The sequence below is a fragment of the Salinicola salarius genome, assembly GCF_002179555.1.
Taxonomy (GTDB): domain Bacteria; phylum Pseudomonadota; class Gammaproteobacteria; order Pseudomonadales; family Halomonadaceae; genus Salinicola; species Salinicola salarius_A.
Window position 1 is genome coordinate 1 of record NZ_NHOU01000016.1, and the last position, 18,642, is coordinate 18,642.

Consider the following 18,642-nt stretch of genomic DNA (forward strand, 5'->3'; position numbering starts at 1 on the left):
TCAATCAGCACCCTCGTGAATGAGGCGGGCTAATTGTTGTCGGGTCCAGTCCGTTTTATTTACACGGTAAAGACCTAGCAACCATACAAACAAAAAACCAAATAGATACATCAACCCATACCAATGAATGTGCAGAGGGCCAATGCTTAAGGCAATAGGATCAATTTGGGGATACGTCATCTGTGTCACTCTATGTAAAGTACAGCAATCATACCAATTCAGTGCATATAACGCGAAAGATAAAATCTTATCTGCACCATTTTGGACAAAGCGTCAAATTTATCGCACCAAATTGATCACAATCATCCGGCTAGTGCTATCCATTTACCATCTATACCTCTGTTTTATATAAAATTTGTAAAGTTGGCACACATTCTGCTCTTGTTGTTGTAGTCTGAATACAAAGTGTTGCAAAAGACCAACGCATGGATTCAAAAAAGACTAATAAACATTTTAAAACCGAGGAGTAACACCATAATGAAATTACGTACAATTTCGGCTCTTACACTAGCAGCGACATCATTATTTGCTGCATCATCAGCAATGGCTTGGGAAAGTGAAGACGGTCAGCACTCAACCAGTGCTAGCGTTACATTAACAACAGACTACATTTTCCGTGGTATTTCATTAACAGACGAAGATCCAGCTATCCAAGGTAGTTTTGATTACGCACACTCATCAGGTCTGTATGCTGGTACTTGGGCATCAAATATCAGTGACAGTGCTGATAGCAATATTGAAATTGACCTTTATGCTGGTTTCGCTAATGAGTTTGGTGACACTGGTATTGGCTACGATGTATCAGTTATTCGTTACACTTATCCTGGTCAAAACAGTAATGACGAACTTGATTACACAGAATACTTAGGTTCTCTTTCATACAGCTACTTCACTGCAATGATTGGTTACACAAACAATATCCAAGGTGGTGATGGTAAAGATGCTGATGAAATCTACTACAACCTTGCGTTTGATTATGAGCTTCCATACGGCTTCGGCTTAAATGCTGCAATTGGTTACACTGACTCTGATCGTAATGATTATGACAGCACTTTATCTGACAGCTACATGGACTACACAATCGGATTATCAAAATCATTTATTGGTCTTGACTGGTCTGTAGCTTATGTTGGTACAAACAGCGATGGTGAAGACTTTGAATTAGGTGATGGAACATCTGACGATCGCTTCGTAGCTAGCGTTAGCGCATCATTCTAAACTTCTCACAGCTACCCCCTCGATGTTGAGGGGGTAGATTTTCTACAGAAGGAAATACGCTTATGAAACAAGTTGTAGCAATTATTAAGCCCTTCAAGCTTGATGATGTCAGAGAGTCTCTCTCCGAAATCGGTGTACAAGGATTGACCGTTTCAGAGGTAAAAGGTTTTGGACGTCAAAAAGGCCACACTGAACTCTATCGTGGTGCTGAATATGTCGTTGATTTCTTACCTAAGTTGAAACTGGAAATCGCCGTCGATGACGATATCGTCGAACAGGTGATTGAAGCCATTATCAAAGGTGCCAACACAGGCAAAAAGTGGCGGCGCCGCACCCCAGCGTCTACGTTGCCGTCAGGATCGCAACAGGGCCGCCCAGCGGACCAGCCAGGCCTCGAGCACCAGCTGCGGGTTGGGATTGCCTCCCGCCGCCAGCAACCGCCGCTGTTCGCGAGCATAGTCGAGCAAGCGGAACCAGTCGCGGACCCGGGCATTCTTGACGGCCTGGCGATACAGCGGCAGCAGGTCGCTGTTGCGCACCCGCTGGGGATCCCCCGATAAGCCGAGCCGGATCAGATCCTCCAGCCAGGCGATGCCGTACCATAGTATGCGATCGAGCGCCTGGGCATCGAGTCTTGCCGCTTCTCCCACGGGTTCGCCGCCGCGCACCAGCGAATCGAAAAGCTCGCGCAGATCCTGGCGCAGATTTCGGGCATCGGCGCTTGCCAGCTCTTCGGCCAGCAGCGGCAGGCCACCGGCGACGCGCAGCCAGAATCGCGCCTCCTCCACGTCTCCCAGACGCTCGCGCAGCCACGGCTCGGCCGCCTCCAGCGGCGGCACGGCGAGGTTCCAGTGCTGGCAGCGCGAACGAATCGTTGCCAGCAGCCGCGAGGGAACATCGGAGACCAGAATGAACAGGGTGCGCTCGCCCGGCTCTTCCAGGCTCTTCAGCAACGCGTTGGAGGCCGCGACGTTCATCGCCTCGGCCGGTTCGATACGGATGACTCGATAGCCGCCCTGCTGGGCGGTTTGGGAGACGAAGCCGTTGACCTGACGAATCGAGTCGACACGGATCTGGCGCGACTTTTCAGCCGGCGCCACGTGGAGCAGATCGGGATGATAGCCCGACGCCAGCATGCGGCAGCCGTGGCACTCGCCACAGGCGATGTCTCCCGGCGTGCGACACAGCGTTCGCGCGATCAGCGCATCGGCCAACGGCTGCTTGCCGATCCCGCGCGGGCCGGACAGCAGCAAGGCGTGCGGGAGACGACCACTGTCCTGCAGCTCGACCAGCTTCCGCCAGCGATCGAGTTGCCATGGCAACGGGGTCATAACCATGCGGTGAGCCTTTCCGTCAGGCACTGCTCGATGGACTTCTGGACCGCTTCCAGCCCGGGCGAGGCATCGATGACCGCGAATCTCGCTTCCTCGGCGGCGCGTGCCAGGTAAGCCTCGCGCACGGCTTCGAAGAACGTTTCACGTTCACGCTCGAATCGATCGAGCTGGGCACCCCGCTGGGTGACACGCTGCGCGGCCACGCTTACCGGCACGTCGAGCAGCACGGTCAGATCGGGTTGCAGGCCGCCCTGGACAAGGACTTCCAGCGTGCGAATGCGCTGAAAATCCAGCCCGCGCCCGCCACCCTGATAGGCAAAAGTGGCATCGGTGAAGCGATCGCAGACCACCCAGGCGCCGCGAGCCAGTGCCGGCCGGATAAGTTCAGCCAGATGCTGGGCACGCGCGGCGAAGACCAGCAGCAGCTCGGCATCATCGCTCCACGCCTCTTCACGGGTCGGGTCCAGCAACAGCTCGCGAATGGCTTCGGCGCCAGGCGTGCCCCCCGGTTCCCGGGTGCGTACTACCTCGATGCCCCGTGACGTGAGCCAGTCGCAGACGAAGCCGACATTGGTCGTCTTGCCCACGCCCTCGCCGCCTTCCAACGTGATGAAGCGGCCGGTCCGCTGTTCCATATCGCCTGCGCTCATGCGGTGTCGTCTCGTCGGTATGGTCGGTTTTGCGGGTGCAAGCCCGCGATCTCAATCGCGATTCAGGATATAGCGGCGGACAGCCGCATTGTGCTCTTGCAGTGTCCGCGAAAACTGATGCGAGCCATCACCCTTGGCGACGAAATAGAGCGTATCGCCATCGGCGGGATGCACCGCAGCCTCGAGCGCCCCCCGGCCAGGCATGGCGATCGGTGTCGGCGGCAACCCTTCGATAACGTAGGTATTGTAGGCGGTCTGCCGCTGGAGATCGGCGCGCGTGATATTGCCGACGTAGCTGTCTCCCATGCCATAGATGACGGTGGGATCGGTCTGCAGGCGCATGCCCTTCTCCAGGCGTCGCGTAAAGACGCCGGCGATCTCGTTGCGCTCCGCCGGGACGCCAGTCTCCCGTTCGATCAGCGATGCCAGAATCAGCGCCTGGTAAGGCGAGTCGATCGGCAAATCATCATCGCGTTCGTCCCATACCGTGTTCAGCGTCTGCTGCATGCGGTCGAACGCGCGCTGCAGGAGTTCGATATCGGTAACACCCTTGTGATAACGGTAGGTGTCGGGGAAGAACTGCCCCTCGGGATACGTCTCCTCATGGCCCAGCGCCGCCATGATCTCCTTGCCGCTCATCTCGCGAGTACGATGTTCGAGCTTCGGCGCCTGATCCAGCAGCCGGCGCATCTGCCTGAAGGTCCAACCCTCCGGCACCGTCAGGCGGTAGGTCACGACCTGGTCGCTCGAGAGATGCGCGATCAGTTGGCGGCCGTTCATGCCCGGTTCGATCTCGAACTCCCCGGCCCGAAGCCCCTGCGTGGCCTTGGGGGCGACGCGCGCCAGAATCCGATAGGGCCAGGCCGCTTCGATGATGCCCCGGCTCTCGAGGTCATGAACGACCTGGGTGAAAGCCGCACCGGGCGGCACCTCGTAAATCGTCGTCTCGTCGAGCGCGATCGGTGCATCGAGCTGTTTCTGCCAGTAATGGAAGCCGCCGAACACCACGATCGTGGCGACCAGCAACAGCAGGATCAGAATCTTGAGGACACGCATGTTCATCCTTAATGGCCGAGTATTCCGTCATGGCGTACCCGAGCGAAATACTGGCGTCAATCGTCCGGGTTCAGCGGGTAACCCAGACGCCCGTGAGCCATTTGCTGAAGGGGGGAATCGAACGCCGGCGGCCACCGCTGGAGGCATTTCCCAGAGGCATCGTCGAGCCGACGAATGGGCCAGACTCCCTGGACGCTGTTGAGCAGCCAGACGGCGTCGGCCTGATGCAAAGTCTCCAGCCCCGCTCGTACCCAGTGCAACTCGATGTCGTCATTCATGGCGCTCAACAACGTGCCCTTGACGCCGCAGCGATCCAGCAACGGCGTCTCGAACCGCCCCTGCCGATACCAGATCAGATTCATCGCCGTGGCTTCGACCAGATGACCCTCGCTGTCGCAGAGCAGCCCTTCGGCAATGGCATCGTCCTGCCACTCCTGGCGCGCCAGCACGTTCTCCAGCCGCGCCAGATGCTTGATGCCGGCCAGCCGCGGCTGAATACCCAGGCGTAGTTCGCAGCATCGCACATCGACACCCTCGAACCAGCGCCGGGATGCAGGCTGGAAAGCCGACGCGGTCCAGCGCCAGCGCAACTCGGCGGAGCCGGGCGGACGATAACCGCGTCCGCCGCTGCCGCGGGTCACCATCAGCTTGAGTACGCGAAGCCCCGGGCCGCATTGCGCCGGCAACCGATCGAATGCCTCGAAGTCCGGCAACGGCAGCGAAAGCCGCTCGACGCCTTGTCGCAGCCGCGCCATGTGGTATTCCCACAGCAACGGCTGCCCGTCCCGAACCAGGACGGTTTCGAATAGACCGTCGCCGTAGGCCAGTCCGCGGTCGTCGAACGGGAGCGCCATGTCGCGCATCTCGATCAGACCTGGGTGAAGATCAGTGAACCATTGGTGCCGCCGAACCCGAAGGAGTTGGACAGCGCGGTGCGGATGGGCATGTCCCGCGCCGTGTGAGGCACGTAATCCAGCACGCAATTCTCGTCGGGGTTATCCAGATTGATCGTCGGCGGCGCGACCTGATCGCGGATCGCCAGAACGCAGAAGATGGCCTCGACGGCACCGGCAGCGCCCAGCAGGTGGCCGATCATCGATTTGGTCGAACTGACCGCGACGCGACGAGCCGCATCCCCCATGACCCGCTCGACGGCACGGCTTTCCGCCACGTCCCCGGCCGATGTCGACGTACCGTGAGCGTTGATGTACTGGATATCGGAAGGATCGATGCCGGCATCACGAATCGCATTGGCCATCGAGGCTGCCGCGCCGTTGCCGTCCTCGGGAGGCGAAGTCATATGGAAAGCATCGTCGCTCATGCCGAAACCGGTCAGCTCCGCGTAGATGGTCGCACCACGGCGCTTGGCATGCTCGTACTCCTCGAGCACCATGACGCCGGCGCCGTCGGATAGCACGAAGCCGTCACGGTCGCGATCCCACGGGCGGCTGGCGGCCTGCGGATCGTCATTGCGCGTCGACAAAGCCCTCGCAGCGGAAAAGCCCCCAAGCCCCAGTGGCGTGGTGGCCATTTCGGCCCCACCGCAAAACATCACGTCGGCATCACCATAGGCGATCGTGCGCGCACTGTAGCCAATATTGTGCGTGCCGGTCGTACAGGCCGTAGTAATGGCGATATTCGGGCCTTTGAAACCATGCTGGATCGCCAGGCTGCCGGAGATCATGTTGATGATCGAACCCGGCACGAAGAACGGCGAAATACGACGCGGTCCGCCCTTCTTGAGCGAGTCGTGATTGCGCTCGATCATCGGCAACCCGCCGATGCCCGACCCGATCGCGACGCCGATACGATGCGCGTTCTCTTCGGTACACTCGATGCCCGAATTGCGCATCGCTTGCGTCGCGGCGGCAACGCCGTACTGGATGAACAAGTCCATCTTGCGAGCATCCTTGGGATTGAGATACTCGCCGATATCGAAATCCTTGATCGCACCGCCGAATCGCGTGTTGAAGCCCGCGATATCGAAACTGTCGATCGGCGCGATGCCACTCTTCCCTGAGAGGAGGCTCTTCCAGCTCTCCTCGACCGTGTTACCCACTGGCGTTACCAACCCCAGCCCGGTCACCACCACTCTTCTGCGCGGCATCGAATCTCCTCCGAACTTCCTGATGGCCATGGAAGGCACACCCGTGAATGGCAGCCTTGGCCATCACATCACGAGATCCCGACCTTCGCCTGGCCCGACTGGCGCAAATTATACCTGAACATCCCGGGAGATGGGCGCCACAAGCAGGGACTTTGACCTCTCTCTTCGAGCGTCAACATGATCCCGAGAAGCGGACCCTGAAATGCAGAAAGCCGCTCTCATGGAGAGCGGCTTTCCGAACATCGCGATTTCAGCCGGCCAGAACACTCCGCCATGGCGGAGTGCGCAAGGCTTACTGGTGAGCGACGATGTAGTCGATCGCTTCCTGAACGGTCGTGATCTTTTCAGCTTCTTCGTCGGGAATTTCGGTGTCGAATTCCTCTTCGAGCGCCATCACCAGTTCGACGGTATCCAGCGAATCCGCGCCGAGGTCTTCGGTGAAGGATGAGGAGTTCTGAATATCCTCTTCCTTGACGTTCAGGCGTTCGGCAACAACCTTCTTCACGCGCTCTTCGATGGTGCTCATTATGTCGTTACTCCTAGTGGTACGAATCCGCCAGCTAAAAAGCTGCGGGTAGTTTATAGACCGCCCCCAGACGACGCAACCCGCGTCGCGGAAGGATTACCGCATGTTCATACCGCCGTTAACCTGCAGCGTTTCGCCGGTAATATACCCGGCAGCATCGCTGGTGAGAAACCCAATGGCGGCAGCGATTTCCGCCGGCTGCCCCAGGCGCGCCAGCGGAATTTGTCCCAGAAGCGCTTCTCGCTGCGCTTCCGGCAAGGACTGGGTCATGTCCGTGTCGATAAAACCGGGCGCCACGGCATTGACCGTGATCGCACGGGAGGCGACCTCTCGAGCCAGGGCCCGGGTAAAACCTTCCATGCCCGCCTTGGCGGCAGCATAGTTGGCCTGTCCCAGATTGCCCATCATCGCGACGACGGAACTGACGTTGACGATACGACCGAAGCGCGCCCGCGTCATCCCCCTGAGACTCGCCTTGGAAACACGATAGACCGACTTCAGGTTGGTATCGAGCACCTCGTCCCACTCGTCTTCTTTCATGCGCATCAGCAGGTTATCCCGCGTGATGCCGGCATTGTTGACCAGAATGGTCGGTGCCCCGAAGGTTTCGGTGATGCGCTTGAACACGGCATCGATACTGGCCTGATCCGTCACGTCCAGCGCCAGACCCAACCCCTCGATATCTTGAGCCTTGAGATCCTCGTCAATCCTGGCGGCGCCACTTTCACTGGTCGCGGTGGCGACGACGATTCGCCCCTGCCGCCCCAGCTCGTGCGCGACCGCGCGCCCGATACCCCGGCTCGCTCCCGTGACCAGCGCGACTCTACGTTCGGTCATGATGTCATCCATCCTTTAAGGCTCTTGTACATCCAGCGCATCACGCGCCAGCTCCAGCGCCGCAGCCAAGGTGTCAGGGTCGTTGACTGCGAGCCCCTTGGCCTGACGCTGGATCCGCTTGTTCAGTCCGGTCAGAACCTTGCCCGGCCCGCATTCGATGAAGACCCCGGCGCCATCGTCGAACATGGCATTGACGCATTCGGTCCAGCGCACCGGACGGTAGAGCTGCTCGACCAGACGCTGCTGGAGCACCTCCGTCGTCTGCGGCACTTGCGCATTGACGTTCTGGTAGACGGCGTAACGCGGCAGCTTGAATTCCATCGTCGCCATCGCCTGGGCAACCTGCTCGGCCGCGGGCTGCATCAAGGCACAGTGGGACGGCACCGAAACAGGCAAGGGCAGCGCACGCTTGGCACCCGCCTCCTGGCACAGCGCAATGGCGCGATCGACAGCACCCTGATGCCCCGCGATGACGACCTGGCCCGGCGAATTGTAATTTACCGCCGACACCACCTCCGACTGGGCCGCATCGCGACAGGCCGCTTCCACCGCCGTGTCGTCCAGACCCAGAATCGCGGCCATCGCGCCGACGCCGGCCGGCACCGCCTGCTGCATCGCCTCGCCACGCAAACGCACGAGACGCACGCCTTCGGCAAAGCCCAGGGCGCCGGAACAGACCATGGCGCTATACTCGCCCAGACTATGCCCAGCCATCATGCCGGGACGCGGCCCTTCGAGCTCCTGCCAGACGCGCCAGATCGCCACGCTGGCGGTCAGCAGCGCAGGTTGCGTACAAGCCGTCGCGTTGAGTTTTTCTTCTGGTCCTTCCTGAACGACATGCCAAAGATCATAGCCCAGCGCTTCCGATGCTTCATCGAATGTCGTGCGCACTACGCTGTAACGTTCGGCGAGTTCCCGCAGCATGCCGACCTGCTGGGAACCCTGCCCCGGAAAGACCAAAGCCAGTGATTGCGTCATCGCGCTCACCCTTGAAATGATGGACCGTCGGAACTCGTCATATCGCGAGACCCGCTATCCACTCGACCGCTCGCAACGGTCGACGAGATAACAGGCGTCGCTACATCCTGAGACCATGCAGCGCGGAAATGCCCCGGAAGCCCGACCTCGACTTCTCGCATTGCCCGGTCGATGGCGAAAGCAAAAGCCTGGGCGCTGGCGTTACCGTGGCTTTTGACCACGATGCGATTCAGGCCAAGCAGGCTGGCGCCGTTATGCCGCACCGGATCCAGCTGCGCCTTGAGCCGCATCAGCGTCGGCCTTGCCAGTGCCGTGACCAGCCGCGTCGACCAGTGGGACTCGAAGGTTTCCTGCAGACGCTTGAGCAGCATCTGGGCGACCCCCTCGCTCGCCTTGAGCACGGCGTTTCCCACGAAGCCGTCGCAAACCACCACGTCGGCCTGGCCGGAAAAGATGGCATCGCCCTCGAGATACCCGATGTACTCGAAGTCGCTGCCACCGCGCCCCCTTAGCAGCGCGTCGGCTTCACGTACGCGAGCCACCCCCTTGCTCGCCTCGACGCCGATATTCAGCAGCGCCACCCTGGGCACCGCAACGCCATCCACGACGCGCGCCATCAGCGCCCCCATATGGGCGAAGTCGAACAGATGTCGGGCGTGCACATCGACACTGGCGCCCAGGTCCAGCAGATAGCAGCGCCCACCCTTTCGGGTCGGCACCGCCGTACTGATGGCAGGTCGCGAAATGCCGGGAACCGTCCCCAACTCGCGCCGCGCCAGCGCGACCAGCGCACCGGTATTGCCACAGGTAATGCCGGCATCGGCTTCGTGTTCACACACGGCTGCCAGCATGCCGTACAAGCTGGTGGCGGAAGGGTCGTCGAACACATCCATCGGCGGCGTGGACTGCAGCACCACACGCGGTGCATCCACCAGCCTGACGCGTTTGGCGAGGGACGGCTCCCCCGAGGCCTTGCCCAGTTCCGCCACCAGAGCGCAAAGCTCTGCCCGCGGACCAAACACCGACGGTTCGAGATCAGGGTGGCGCGCCAGCGCCAGAAACAGACCACCAATAGTGGCGCGGGGACCGAAGTCCCCGCCCATGGCATCAATGGCGATGCGCATTGCCTAGCGAAACGCTCGAGGTCTCGTTAAACGTCGACGACCTTGCGACCACGATAGTAGCCGTCCGGCGCGACGTGATGACGACGATGCGTGGTACCGGTTTCCTGATCCTGGGACAAAGCCGGAGAAGTCAGGGCATCGTGTGCACGACGCATGCCACGCTTGGAACGAGTTTTACGGTTTTGTTGAACGGCCATGATATGACTCCAACGTCAATGTCTTTCAGATTCAGAATTTTCCCTTCAACGACTTCAGGACGTCAAAGGGGCTATCAGGGCGGGAGACCTCTTCAACCGGGGCTTCACCGCTGCTCATTTGCTCACGAGAAATCGCACAATTCGCTTCATCGTGATAGACCACTTGGGGCAGGCTGAGAATCAGCTCGTCCTCGACCGCCCCCAGCAGGTCAAGCTGTTCGTCGTCGACCAGAACCGGCTCGTAGTCACTGGGCACCTCCGCCGCCAACGCATCGTCACTGACGATGGCCAGCTTGAAATGGCTCGCGACGGATACCGCCATGGGCTGCAGGCAGCGCCGACACGGCACCATGAGATCCGCTTCCAGCTCGCCGTCGATGAGATGGCGCCGCTGCGTGTCGACGTCGAACTGCAGCCTGACGCTAGCGTTGCCTTGCTGCGGCCCGATCTCATCCTGCAGGCGCACCAGTTTCTCGAGGTCGACGAGACCCTCGATCATTTCTTGGTTTGCCGCTGCCCGATAGGGTTCGACGGTCGGTGGAAGTCGTCTGGTCAACATAGGCGCGACATAATAGGGACTCACCGTGCCCCTGTCAAAGCAGATGAAGCACGCTATCCTGTTGCCGGAAACGCGTCGGCTACGGGTCTCGGGCCAGGAACCCGGCGCGACACCTATCCGACTCCAAAGAGGAAGCCCATGTCTCGCCTGGTACTCGCCTCCAGCTCTCGCTACCGCCGCCAGTTACTGGATCGGCTCGATCTCTCCTACCAATGGGCCGCACCGGATATCGACGAAGCCCGGCGCGCCGACGAGAATGCCGTCACCCTGGCGCACCGCCTGGCGCTGTCCAAGGCGCAGGCGATCGCAGCCGACTATCCCGATCACCTGATCATCGGCTCCGACCAGCTGGCGCTGTTCGAAGGAGACATGCTGGGAAAGCCCGGCGACTTCGATACGGCTTGCGCCAATTTGCGCCGGTTTTCGGGCCATCAGGTCAGCTTCATGACTGGTCTCGCCCTGATCGACACCGGTGCCGGGCGTCATCGTGTCGTGCATGACACCTACCATGTCTGGTTCCGAAACCTGAGTGACGAGGAGATCGAAAACTACGTCTCTCGCGATCAGCCTTACGACAGCTCGGGCAGCTTCCGCATGGAAGGCCTCGGCATTGCACTGTTCCAGCGCTTCGAAGGCAACGACCCCAACACCTTGATCGGCCTGCCCCTCATCAAGCTCTGCGAACTTCTGAGAGAGGCAGGGCTGAACCCCCTCGCGGGTCAGGGCAACTGATAGCGTACGGGCGAGGCGCCGTTGCTCAGCCCCAGCCAGTGAGCGGCAGCGCTGGTCAGCTTGTCGGAGACCAGCGCCCAGGGGTCCAGCGACGGCGTATAATCCTTCAGACTCACCTCGCCCAGGCGTGCGCGAGACAGTTGCTCGAGATTGCCGATGTCATCGACCAGCCCCAGCGCTTTTGCCTGTTCACCGGTCCATATCAGACCCGAGAAGAGTGCAGGATCGTCGCTCAGGCGGTCGCCACGCCCAGCCTTGACCGCATCGATGAACTGCTGATGCGTGGTGTTCAATACCGATTGCCAGAAGTCGCGCTGCGCCGGTGAAATCTCGGAGAACGGATCCATGAAGGCCTTGTTCTCACCGGCGGTAAAGACCCGCCGCTCGACGCCCACCTTGTCGATCGCTTCCTGAAGGCCGAATCCGGCACTGATGACCCCGATGGAGCCGACCAGACTGGCTGGCGACGCGTAGATGCGATCCGCCGCCGAGGCCATGTAGTAGGCACCGCTGGCACCGATATCCTCGATCACTGCCAGAATCGGCTTATCGCCCTGCCCCTGGAGATAGCGAATCTCGTCGTAAACCCGTTGCGACTGGACCGGGCTGCCGCCGGGGCTATTGACATGCAGCACGACGGCATCGGCGTCCGAGGCGCGCCAGGCCTGCTGCAATCCTTCGATGATGCGCTCCGCGCTGGCCTGGCCGTTGGCATCGATGGGCCCGCTGACCTCGACGATGCCAAGATGGCGACGGCTGGCAGACGCCCCCTCCCCCTGCGCCAGGAACATGGCATAGGCGCTCAGACAGAGGCTCGCGATCACGATCAGCGCGAACAACAGGCGAAAGAAGATCTTCCAGCGTCGTGATTGCCGCTGCTCTTTCAGGACGCCGCCGATCCAGCGGTCCATCATTTGCACTTCGGCCAATCGCACCGAGTCGGCATCGGCCGGCTCGTCACCGCGGGAAGAGGCTGCCGCCCGGCGTCGCTCGACCTCCTCTCGGCTCAGTTCCGGCCCCTGTGTCCAGTCATCCCGTCGTTCGTCGCTCATCTATCCTCTCCTTGCTGAATGCCACCGTGCATGGACCATCCGGACACGCGGGAGCTATCCGGTATCCCGTCATGCCGGCGGGATCGGATATCGCCTCGATGCCGACAACCGGCGCTCTCAAACCAGCAGCCACTCGACGACCGATGAAAAGTCGTCGGCAACGAATTGCGGCTCGCTACGCATCAGGCGCTGACGCTCGTGAACGCCGTAGGTCACCGCGACGCGATCCATGCCGATGGCCCTGGCCATCTCCAGATCATATTCGGTATCCCCGACCATGACGGCCTCCGCCACCGGCACGCCACACTCGGCCAACAGCTCTTCCAGCATCAGCGGATGCGGCTTGGAGCGGGTGAGATCGGCGGTGCGGCTGGCAACGAACCAGTCACCGCAGGATTCGTGGCCGAAGACACGGTCGAGCCCACGACGACTTTTTCCGGTCGCCACCGCCAGCCGGCATTCAGCGTCACCCCGCAAGCGCCGGATACCCTCGGTCACGCCGGGAAAAAACGGCGTCGGTATTCGATCGACGGCCCGGAACTGATGCCCATAGGCTTCGCGCAAACGATCCTGCTCCTGAAGCGTCACGTCCGGAAACAGTACGGCGACCGCTTCGGGCAGTCCTAGCCCGATAATGTCGCGAACGGCAGCGTCATCCGGCACCGGCCATTGCAGCTCACGCGCAGCGGCCTGCATGCAGGCGACGATACGCGCCGCGGAGTCCATCAGCGTGCCATCCCAGTCGAAGATGACCAGCGAATAGCGACAGCGCCGAACTGCCTGGCCCGGCAGCGCTTCGACCGCGCTCGTCTCAACCGCCATGACGGGCACGCTCCAGTACCTTTTCCAACCCCGGTTCCAGCGGCGCTCTCGCTTGTACCGGGCGCCCGGTCTTGGGGTCGGGGAAGGTCAGCGTCAGCGCATGGAGGAACAGCCGATCCAGGCGCAGGGAGCGTGCAAGGTAGGCTCCCTCGGCGCTGCCGTACTTGTCGTCCCCTAGCAGCGGGTGACCGGCATGAGCGGCATGAACACGAATCTGGTGAGTACGACCAGTGACCGGCTCCGCCTCGACCAGCGTGACCTTCGGGAACGTTTCCCGCACGGCGAAGCGCGTGCGCGACACCTTGCCGCCGTCATCCACCCGCACTCGTCGCTCGCCGTTACCGGCGTCATAGCGCTCCAGCCGCGCACTGACGTAATCGCGGCGCGCCGGCCAGCGCCCCTGAACCAGCGCCAGATAGCCCTTCTCCATGCGGCGCTCGCGCAGCGCGGTGTTGAGAGACAGCAGCGATTCACGGTTCTTGGCCAGCAGCAGACAGCCCGAGGTATCACGGTCGAGCCGATGAACGAGCTCGAGAAAATCCAGGTCTTCGCGCACCTGGCGCAGCGCCTCGATCAATCCGATCTTGACCCCGCTCCCTCCATGTACCGCCAGCCCGGAAGGCTTGTTGATCACCAGCCAGTCCGGGCCTTCGATGACGACACTGCCGGCCAGCAGGTTACGCAGGCTTTCGCTGGCCTCCTTGACGGCGCTTTCCGGCGCCAGCCTCAACGGCGGCACGCGAACCACGTCGCCGGCCTGGACGCGATAATCCGCCTTGATGCGCTTCTTGTTGACGCGCACCTCGCCCTTGCGAACGATGCGGTAGATCAACGATTTCGGCGCCCCCTTGAGCCGCGTACGCAAGAAATTGTCGATTCGCTGCCCATGCTGCGACTCGCTGACCTCGATGAACTGAACTTCCTGGCCTTCGGCCATGCTTGACTCCCCTCGACAGCGCTCCGTGGCGACACCCGCGCGCCGCCGGGCGCCATTCTAACGCACCGCGCCCGCAGCGCGAGCTCAATTGCCGCTACCTCGGCATTACTGTTATATTGCGAGCTCACTCGGTGGGCGCTATGCCCATTCAGGCGCCAGCCACTGAATACGCTGGCCGAAGTGAAAAAATGTCTCGATCTTCCAGAGAGTTAACGAAGCCTACCGCTCACGGCTGCTGGAATGATCAAAACACGTTTGGAACGCCAGACCCCGACTCGACGGCGCGACTGACAGTCTCAGTTCGCCAGACTCGCGGAAAAATCCACAGGTACCAGTGGAAGGCGTCGCCGAACCGAACAATGCCAAGTGATATGAACGGCAGTCTGCAGGACCGGATGCGCCAACGAAAAAGCGCACCGTGACATGTCCTGCCACCGTTTCGTACTCGACCCATGTTCGTGTAGCACCCGATAAAAGCAGGTAACGACAGCAAAGATGTAATGGCAATGAGCAGGCACGTTACTGGGCTCGACGAGCGTCGATCCGAACTCGCATCGATGGGCATTTCGTGCCACGTGACAAGCGATTTTCGGACCTCCTCCTCGAGTCCCTGACGCGGGTTTCGCACGTATTACACGTTGAACTCGTTCTGACACACGCCGCGCTTGTTTGCCCTGCCGGGTCGCTTCACCCATGTGCGCGAGCACAGCACGACCGCTAGCGGTTCGTCGTCGCCGATTGCAGCACGCCTTCCACCGGCACGCTCAATTAGCGAGACCGTATGAAAAGAATGCTCATCAACGCGACACAGCCCGAAGAGCTGCGCGTCGCGCTCGTCGATGGACAACGCCTTTACGACCTGGACATCGAATCCGGTGCCCGGGAGCAGAAGAAAGCCAATATCTATCGAGGCAAGATCACTCGCGTCGAACCCAGTCTGGAAGCGGCCTTCGTCGACTTCGGCGCGGAACGTCATGGCTTCCTGCCGCTCAAGGAGATCTCTCGCGAGTACTTCTCCAAGGAGCCGTCAGGCCGGCCGAACATCAAGGAAGTCCTGAAGGAAGGCCAGGAAGTCATCGTCCAGGTCGACAAGGAAGAGCGCGGCAACAAGGGCGCGGCGTTGACGACCTTCGTCAGCCTGGCCGGTCGCTTTCTGGTACTGATGCCCAACAACCCTCGCGCCGGCGGCATCTCCCGTCGCATCGAGGGTGAAGAGCGCAGCCAGCTCAAGGAGGCCATGGGCCAACTGACGCTTCCCGACAAGATGGGCGTCATCGTTCGCACCGCGGGCATCGGCCGCTCGCCGGAAGAGCTTCAGTGGGACCTCGACTACCTGGCGCAGGTGTGGGACGCCATCACGACCGAAGCGGTCAAGCGGCCGGCCCCCTTCCTGATCTACCGCGAGTCGAACGTCATCATTCGCGCCATGCGCGACTACCTGCGCCAGGATATCGGCGAGGTGCTGATCGACAGCAAGGATGTCCACGAGGAAGCCCTCAGCTTCATTCGCCAAGTCATGCCGTCCTACCAGCAGAAGATCAAGTTCTACACCGACGACGTACCGCTGTTCTCGCGCTTCCAGATCGAATCCCAGATCGAGACGGCCTATCAGCGTGAGGTCAAACTGCCCTCCGGCGGCTCGGTCGTCATCGATCATACCGAAGCGCTGGTTTCCATCGACATCAACTCGGCACGCGCCACTCGCGGCGCCGATATCGAAGAGACCGCCCTGCAGACCAACCTGGAAGCGTCCGACGAGATCGCCCGTCAACTGCGTCTGCGGGATATCGGCGGCCTGGTCGTCATCGACTTCATCGACATGTCGCCCGCGCGCAATCAGCGCGAAGTCGAGAATCGCGTGCGTGACGCACTCAAGCTCGACCGCGCGCGCGTTCAGATCGGCCGTATCTCGCGCTTCGGCCTGATGGAAATGTCGCGCCAGCGTCTGCGTCCCTCTCTCGGCGAGACCAGCGGCGTCGTCTGCCCCCGCTGTGATGGTCAAGGCACCATCCGCGATGTGCGCTCCATTGCGCTGTCGATCCTGCGCCTGATCGAAGAGGAGGCAATGAAGGAGCGCAGCGCCCAGATTCGCGCCATCCTGCCGGTCCCCGTGGCGACCTATCTGCTCAACGAGAAGCGCAACGTGCTCTCCGACATCGAGCGCCGCCAGAACGTCAAGGTTCTGCTGCTGCCGAATCCGGAAATGGATACGCCGCACTACGAAGTTCAGCGTTTCCGTGATGACCATGTCTCCGAAGACGGTGACGACATCAAGTCGAGCTTCGAGCTTTCCGTCGACAGCGAACTGCTCAAGGAGCCGGAGACGACGCTCGCCAAGCCGATTCAGCGCACTCAGGCCGCCGTGCAGACCGTTCAGCACACGGCACCTGCCCCGGATTCACTCCACCAGGAGCCGGAGCCGACCCCGCAGGCGCCGAGCGCACCCAATGCACCGACGCCGACGCCGACGCCGGCAACCCCCCAGCAGGGCCAGAGCTCGGGCGGCCTGCTGCAGCTCTTCCGAGGTCTGTTCGGACGTCACCGTGCCGGCGAGGAAATGTCGAAGCCGAACGGCACGGCCAGCCAGCGCGGCCAAGGCACTAATAGCGGCGGCCAATCGACGAGCACGCCCCGTGGCGGTGCCAGCGGCAACAATAATGGCGCGGGCAATTCACGCCCGTCGCGCTCGTCCTCCCAGAAGAATGATCGTGACGGCGGCGCCAAGCGTAACGACGGCAATACCAAAACCGCCGACAACGCTCGTAGCGACAGCAATTCCCGGAACGACGGCAACGGTCGCAACGACAATGGCAATCGGCAAGGTAATAACCGCCGACGCCGCAGCCAGGACGACCGTCAGGGCCAGCCCCGTCAGCCGCGCCAGGATAATCGACAGGAGAGCCGCCCGGACAACCGCGGTAGCGACAAGGTCGAAAAAGCCGACAAGGCCGAACAAGCCGACAAGACCGCTAACGATCGGCGTAACGACACCTCGAAGCCCGAGAGCAACAAACCGTCCAGCGACATCAAGCCTTCGCGCACCGAGACACGCGAGACGGCACCAGTCGCCGCGACGGAGGCCGTCGACAGCAAGCCGAAGCGCACGCGCAACAATCCGCGCAATCGCTCGCGCAAGCATGCGCTGAATCCGGCGGCGGTCGAAGAGCAGCAGCGTCTGCAGGCCGAGGCGCCGACGGATACCAGCAGCGCGACCGAGGCAGCAGCACCGACCACAGCCGCCGACGCGGTCGAAGCCAAGTCCAAGGCAGTCGAAGCGAAGGCAACTGACGAAGCGAAGGCGACTGACGAAGCGAAGGCGACTGCTGAGCCCAAGGCAACCGGCGAAGCCAAGGCGACCGACAAGGCGGAGACGGCTGCTGAGGCCAAGGCGACCGACGGGGCGAAGACGAACGCCGAGACTCAGGCCTCCACGGCACGGCAGTCGTCGACCCAGGACGACAAACCCACGGCCACGCCTGCGGCTCCCAAGGCAGATACGAAGGCGGATACGAAGCCTGTTGAGCAGCCGGCCGCTGCCGAAAAGCCACAGGCTGACCAGACCGCCGCGGCGCCGAGCAAGACTGCCCAGCGACAGGAAGCAGCTGCCGACAAGGCGGACGCCACCCCGACCGTCAGCCAGCCGACGAGCGCAGCTGCCGATGTTGTCGAGACGACGGCGGAATCCGCCGAGCGCCCCGCAAAAACGTCAGCCACTTCGCCGAGCGACGATAAACCCGATGTCGCGACCAGGACGACCGCTGACGACGTCAAAGCCGAAGCGCCCCGCCAGGAGGCTACGGCGGCACAAGCGAGCGAATCCTCTTCGTCGGAGACGACAGCCGAGCCCAAGCCCGTACAGTCTCGTGAAGAGCCGTCTCGTGAAGAGCCGTCTCGCGAAAAATCGCCTCGTCAGAAGCGTGACCGCACGCCGCAGCCGGAAAAGGCGGCATCCACGGCCGCTGACAGCGTATCGAACGCCGACGTACCGGCGGCCGCCGCTGAAGGGGCGATCCTTGGCGAGACGAACGAGCCGGTTGCGGAGTCGAAGTCAGCGGCCGAGCGCGAAGCTGGCGTAGAAAAGGCCCAGGAAGCGCCAGCAACGCCGGTTGCAGGCACGACCATGCTGTCTGCCGTGCCGGCTTCATCCGAGGCCCAGGAGCAGGCACCGGCTTCCGCGACCGCCAGCGCCGCAGCGCCCGAGCCGGCGACACCGGACACGGCGCCCAGCCAGGCCGAAGCCGGCGATCATCAGGCAGCAGCTGCGACACCCGACAACGCTGAATCCAGCGAGCCGGCATCGACAGCCAGAACGCCGAGTGCCGACGCTTCCGGCGAAGAGAGCAGCAGCGAGCCACGCCGGCCGCGTCGTCGTCGGGCCCACAACGACCCGCGCGAAAAGCGTCGTCGCGAGTCCGGCCAGAACGATAGCTGATCGTCAACGACAGCTGCCGTAGAAAGCGAAAAGCCCAGACAATATTGTCTGGGCTTTTTCTTGGCCGCTCGCCAGCGCCTG

At 61.6% G+C, this 18,642-nt stretch carries 18 protein-coding genes and 1 pseudogene; 4 read left to right on the forward strand and 15 right to left on the reverse strand.

What is annotated here, in order from left to right; translation table 11 throughout:
* Positions 1-180 (reverse strand): prolipoprotein diacylglyceryl transferase family protein, encoded by a 180-nt coding sequence (locus CCD76_RS12515; protein WP_218777030.1) that lies wholly within the window; start codon positions 178-180, stop codon positions 1-3.
* A 297-nt stretch (positions 181-477) separates the two neighbouring features.
* Between CCD76_RS12515 and CCD76_RS12520 the strand changes: the two genes are divergently transcribed.
* Entirely contained in the window at positions 478-1,218 is a 741-nt protein-coding gene (locus tag CCD76_RS12520) for a TorF family putative porin (RefSeq protein ID WP_087719806.1), read from the forward strand.
* Between the two features lie 62 nt (positions 1,219-1,280).
* Positions 1,281-1,535: pseudogene (locus CCD76_RS12525) on the forward strand (P-II family nitrogen regulator); the annotation flags it as partial.
* A 36-nt stretch (positions 1,536-1,571) separates the two neighbouring features.
* Here the strand turns inward: CCD76_RS12525 and CCD76_RS12530 are convergent.
* The 11 genes from CCD76_RS12530 to CCD76_RS12580 all read right to left on the reverse strand — a co-directional run bounded on the left by CCD76_RS12530 (position 1,572) and on the right by CCD76_RS12580 (position 10,586).
* A complete protein-coding gene (locus CCD76_RS12530) occupies positions 1,572-2,555 on the reverse strand; it encodes a DNA polymerase III subunit delta' (protein ID WP_087719807.1) in 984 nt (327 codons plus the stop codon).
* The gene (tmk, locus tag CCD76_RS12535; RefSeq protein ID WP_373419420.1) at positions 2,546-3,202 is read right to left on the reverse strand and encodes a dTMP kinase; all 657 of its coding nucleotides are present in this window, start codon (positions 3,200-3,202) and stop codon (positions 2,546-2,548) included. Before tmk ends, CCD76_RS12530 begins: the two co-directional genes overlap by 10 nt.
* A 51-nt stretch (positions 3,203-3,253) precedes the next feature.
* Positions 3,254-4,264 (reverse strand): endolytic transglycosylase MltG, encoded by a 1,011-nt coding sequence (mltG, locus tag CCD76_RS12540; protein WP_087719808.1) that lies wholly within the window; start codon positions 4,262-4,264, stop codon positions 3,254-3,256.
* A gap of 50 nt (positions 4,265-4,314) precedes the next feature.
* Positions 4,315-5,112, reverse strand: coding sequence for an aminodeoxychorismate lyase (pabC, locus tag CCD76_RS12545; RefSeq protein ID WP_306298806.1), 798 nt, complete (start codon positions 5,110-5,112; stop codon positions 4,315-4,317).
* A 14-nt stretch (positions 5,113-5,126) separates the two neighbouring features.
* Positions 5,127-6,365 carry a beta-ketoacyl-ACP synthase II gene (gene fabF, locus CCD76_RS12550; protein WP_087719810.1) on the reverse strand — a complete coding sequence of 413 codons (1,239 nt, stop codon included), beginning with the start codon at positions 6,363-6,365 and terminating at the stop codon, positions 5,127-5,129.
* 292 nt (positions 6,366-6,657) lie between these two features.
* The gene (gene acpP / locus CCD76_RS12555; protein ID WP_071233058.1) at positions 6,658-6,891 is read right to left on the reverse strand and encodes an acyl carrier protein; all 234 of its coding nucleotides are present in this window, start codon (positions 6,889-6,891) and stop codon (positions 6,658-6,660) included.
* A 96-nt stretch (positions 6,892-6,987) separates the two neighbouring features.
* On the reverse strand, positions 6,988-7,731 hold the full coding sequence (gene fabG / locus CCD76_RS12560; protein ID WP_087719869.1) for a 3-oxoacyl-ACP reductase FabG: 744 nt from the start codon (positions 7,729-7,731) through the stop codon (positions 6,988-6,990).
* 12 nt (positions 7,732-7,743) lie between these two features.
* Positions 7,744-8,706, reverse strand: coding sequence for an ACP S-malonyltransferase (gene fabD / locus CCD76_RS12565; protein WP_087719811.1), 963 nt, complete (start codon positions 8,704-8,706; stop codon positions 7,744-7,746).
* Between the two features lie 5 nt (positions 8,707-8,711).
* On the reverse strand, positions 8,712-9,830 hold the full coding sequence (gene plsX, locus CCD76_RS12570; protein ID WP_087719812.1) for a phosphate acyltransferase PlsX: 1,119 nt from the start codon (positions 9,828-9,830) through the stop codon (positions 8,712-8,714).
* 26 nt (positions 9,831-9,856) lie between these two features.
* On the reverse strand, positions 9,857-10,027 hold the full coding sequence (rpmF, locus tag CCD76_RS12575; protein WP_087719813.1) for a 50S ribosomal protein L32: 171 nt from the start codon (positions 10,025-10,027) through the stop codon (positions 9,857-9,859).
* Positions 10,028-10,058: 31 nt separating this feature from the next.
* Complete coding sequence (locus CCD76_RS12580; RefSeq protein WP_087719814.1) at positions 10,059-10,586, reverse strand: YceD family protein; 528 nt, start codon at positions 10,584-10,586, stop codon at positions 10,059-10,061.
* Between the two features lie 138 nt (positions 10,587-10,724).
* Between CCD76_RS12580 and CCD76_RS12585 the strand changes: the two genes are divergently transcribed.
* Positions 10,725-11,318: a Maf family protein gene (locus CCD76_RS12585; protein WP_087719815.1), complete on the forward strand. Its 594-nt coding sequence runs from the start codon at positions 10,725-10,727 to the stop codon at positions 11,316-11,318.
* Here the strand turns inward: CCD76_RS12585 and sppA are convergent.
* From sppA to CCD76_RS12600, 3 genes are all read right to left on the reverse strand, one after another.
* Positions 11,306-12,370, reverse strand: a complete 1,065-nt coding sequence (sppA, locus tag CCD76_RS12590; RefSeq protein ID WP_087719816.1) for a signal peptide peptidase SppA — start codon at positions 12,368-12,370, stop codon at positions 11,306-11,308. The genes CCD76_RS12585 and sppA overlap by 13 nt on opposite strands.
* A gap of 117 nt (positions 12,371-12,487) precedes the next feature.
* Complete coding sequence (locus CCD76_RS12595) at positions 12,488-13,192, reverse strand: HAD-IA family hydrolase (protein WP_087719817.1); 705 nt, start codon at positions 13,190-13,192, stop codon at positions 12,488-12,490.
* Positions 13,182-14,129, reverse strand: coding sequence for an RluA family pseudouridine synthase (locus CCD76_RS12600; protein ID WP_087719818.1), 948 nt, complete (start codon positions 14,127-14,129; stop codon positions 13,182-13,184). Before CCD76_RS12600 ends, CCD76_RS12595 begins: the two co-directional genes overlap by 11 nt.
* A 781-nt stretch (positions 14,130-14,910) precedes the next feature.
* Between CCD76_RS12600 and rne the strand changes: the two genes are divergently transcribed.
* Positions 14,911-18,561, forward strand: coding sequence for a ribonuclease E (gene rne / locus CCD76_RS12605; RefSeq protein ID WP_087719819.1), 3,651 nt, complete (start codon positions 14,911-14,913; stop codon positions 18,559-18,561).
* Positions 18,562-18,642 lie beyond the last annotated feature (81 nt).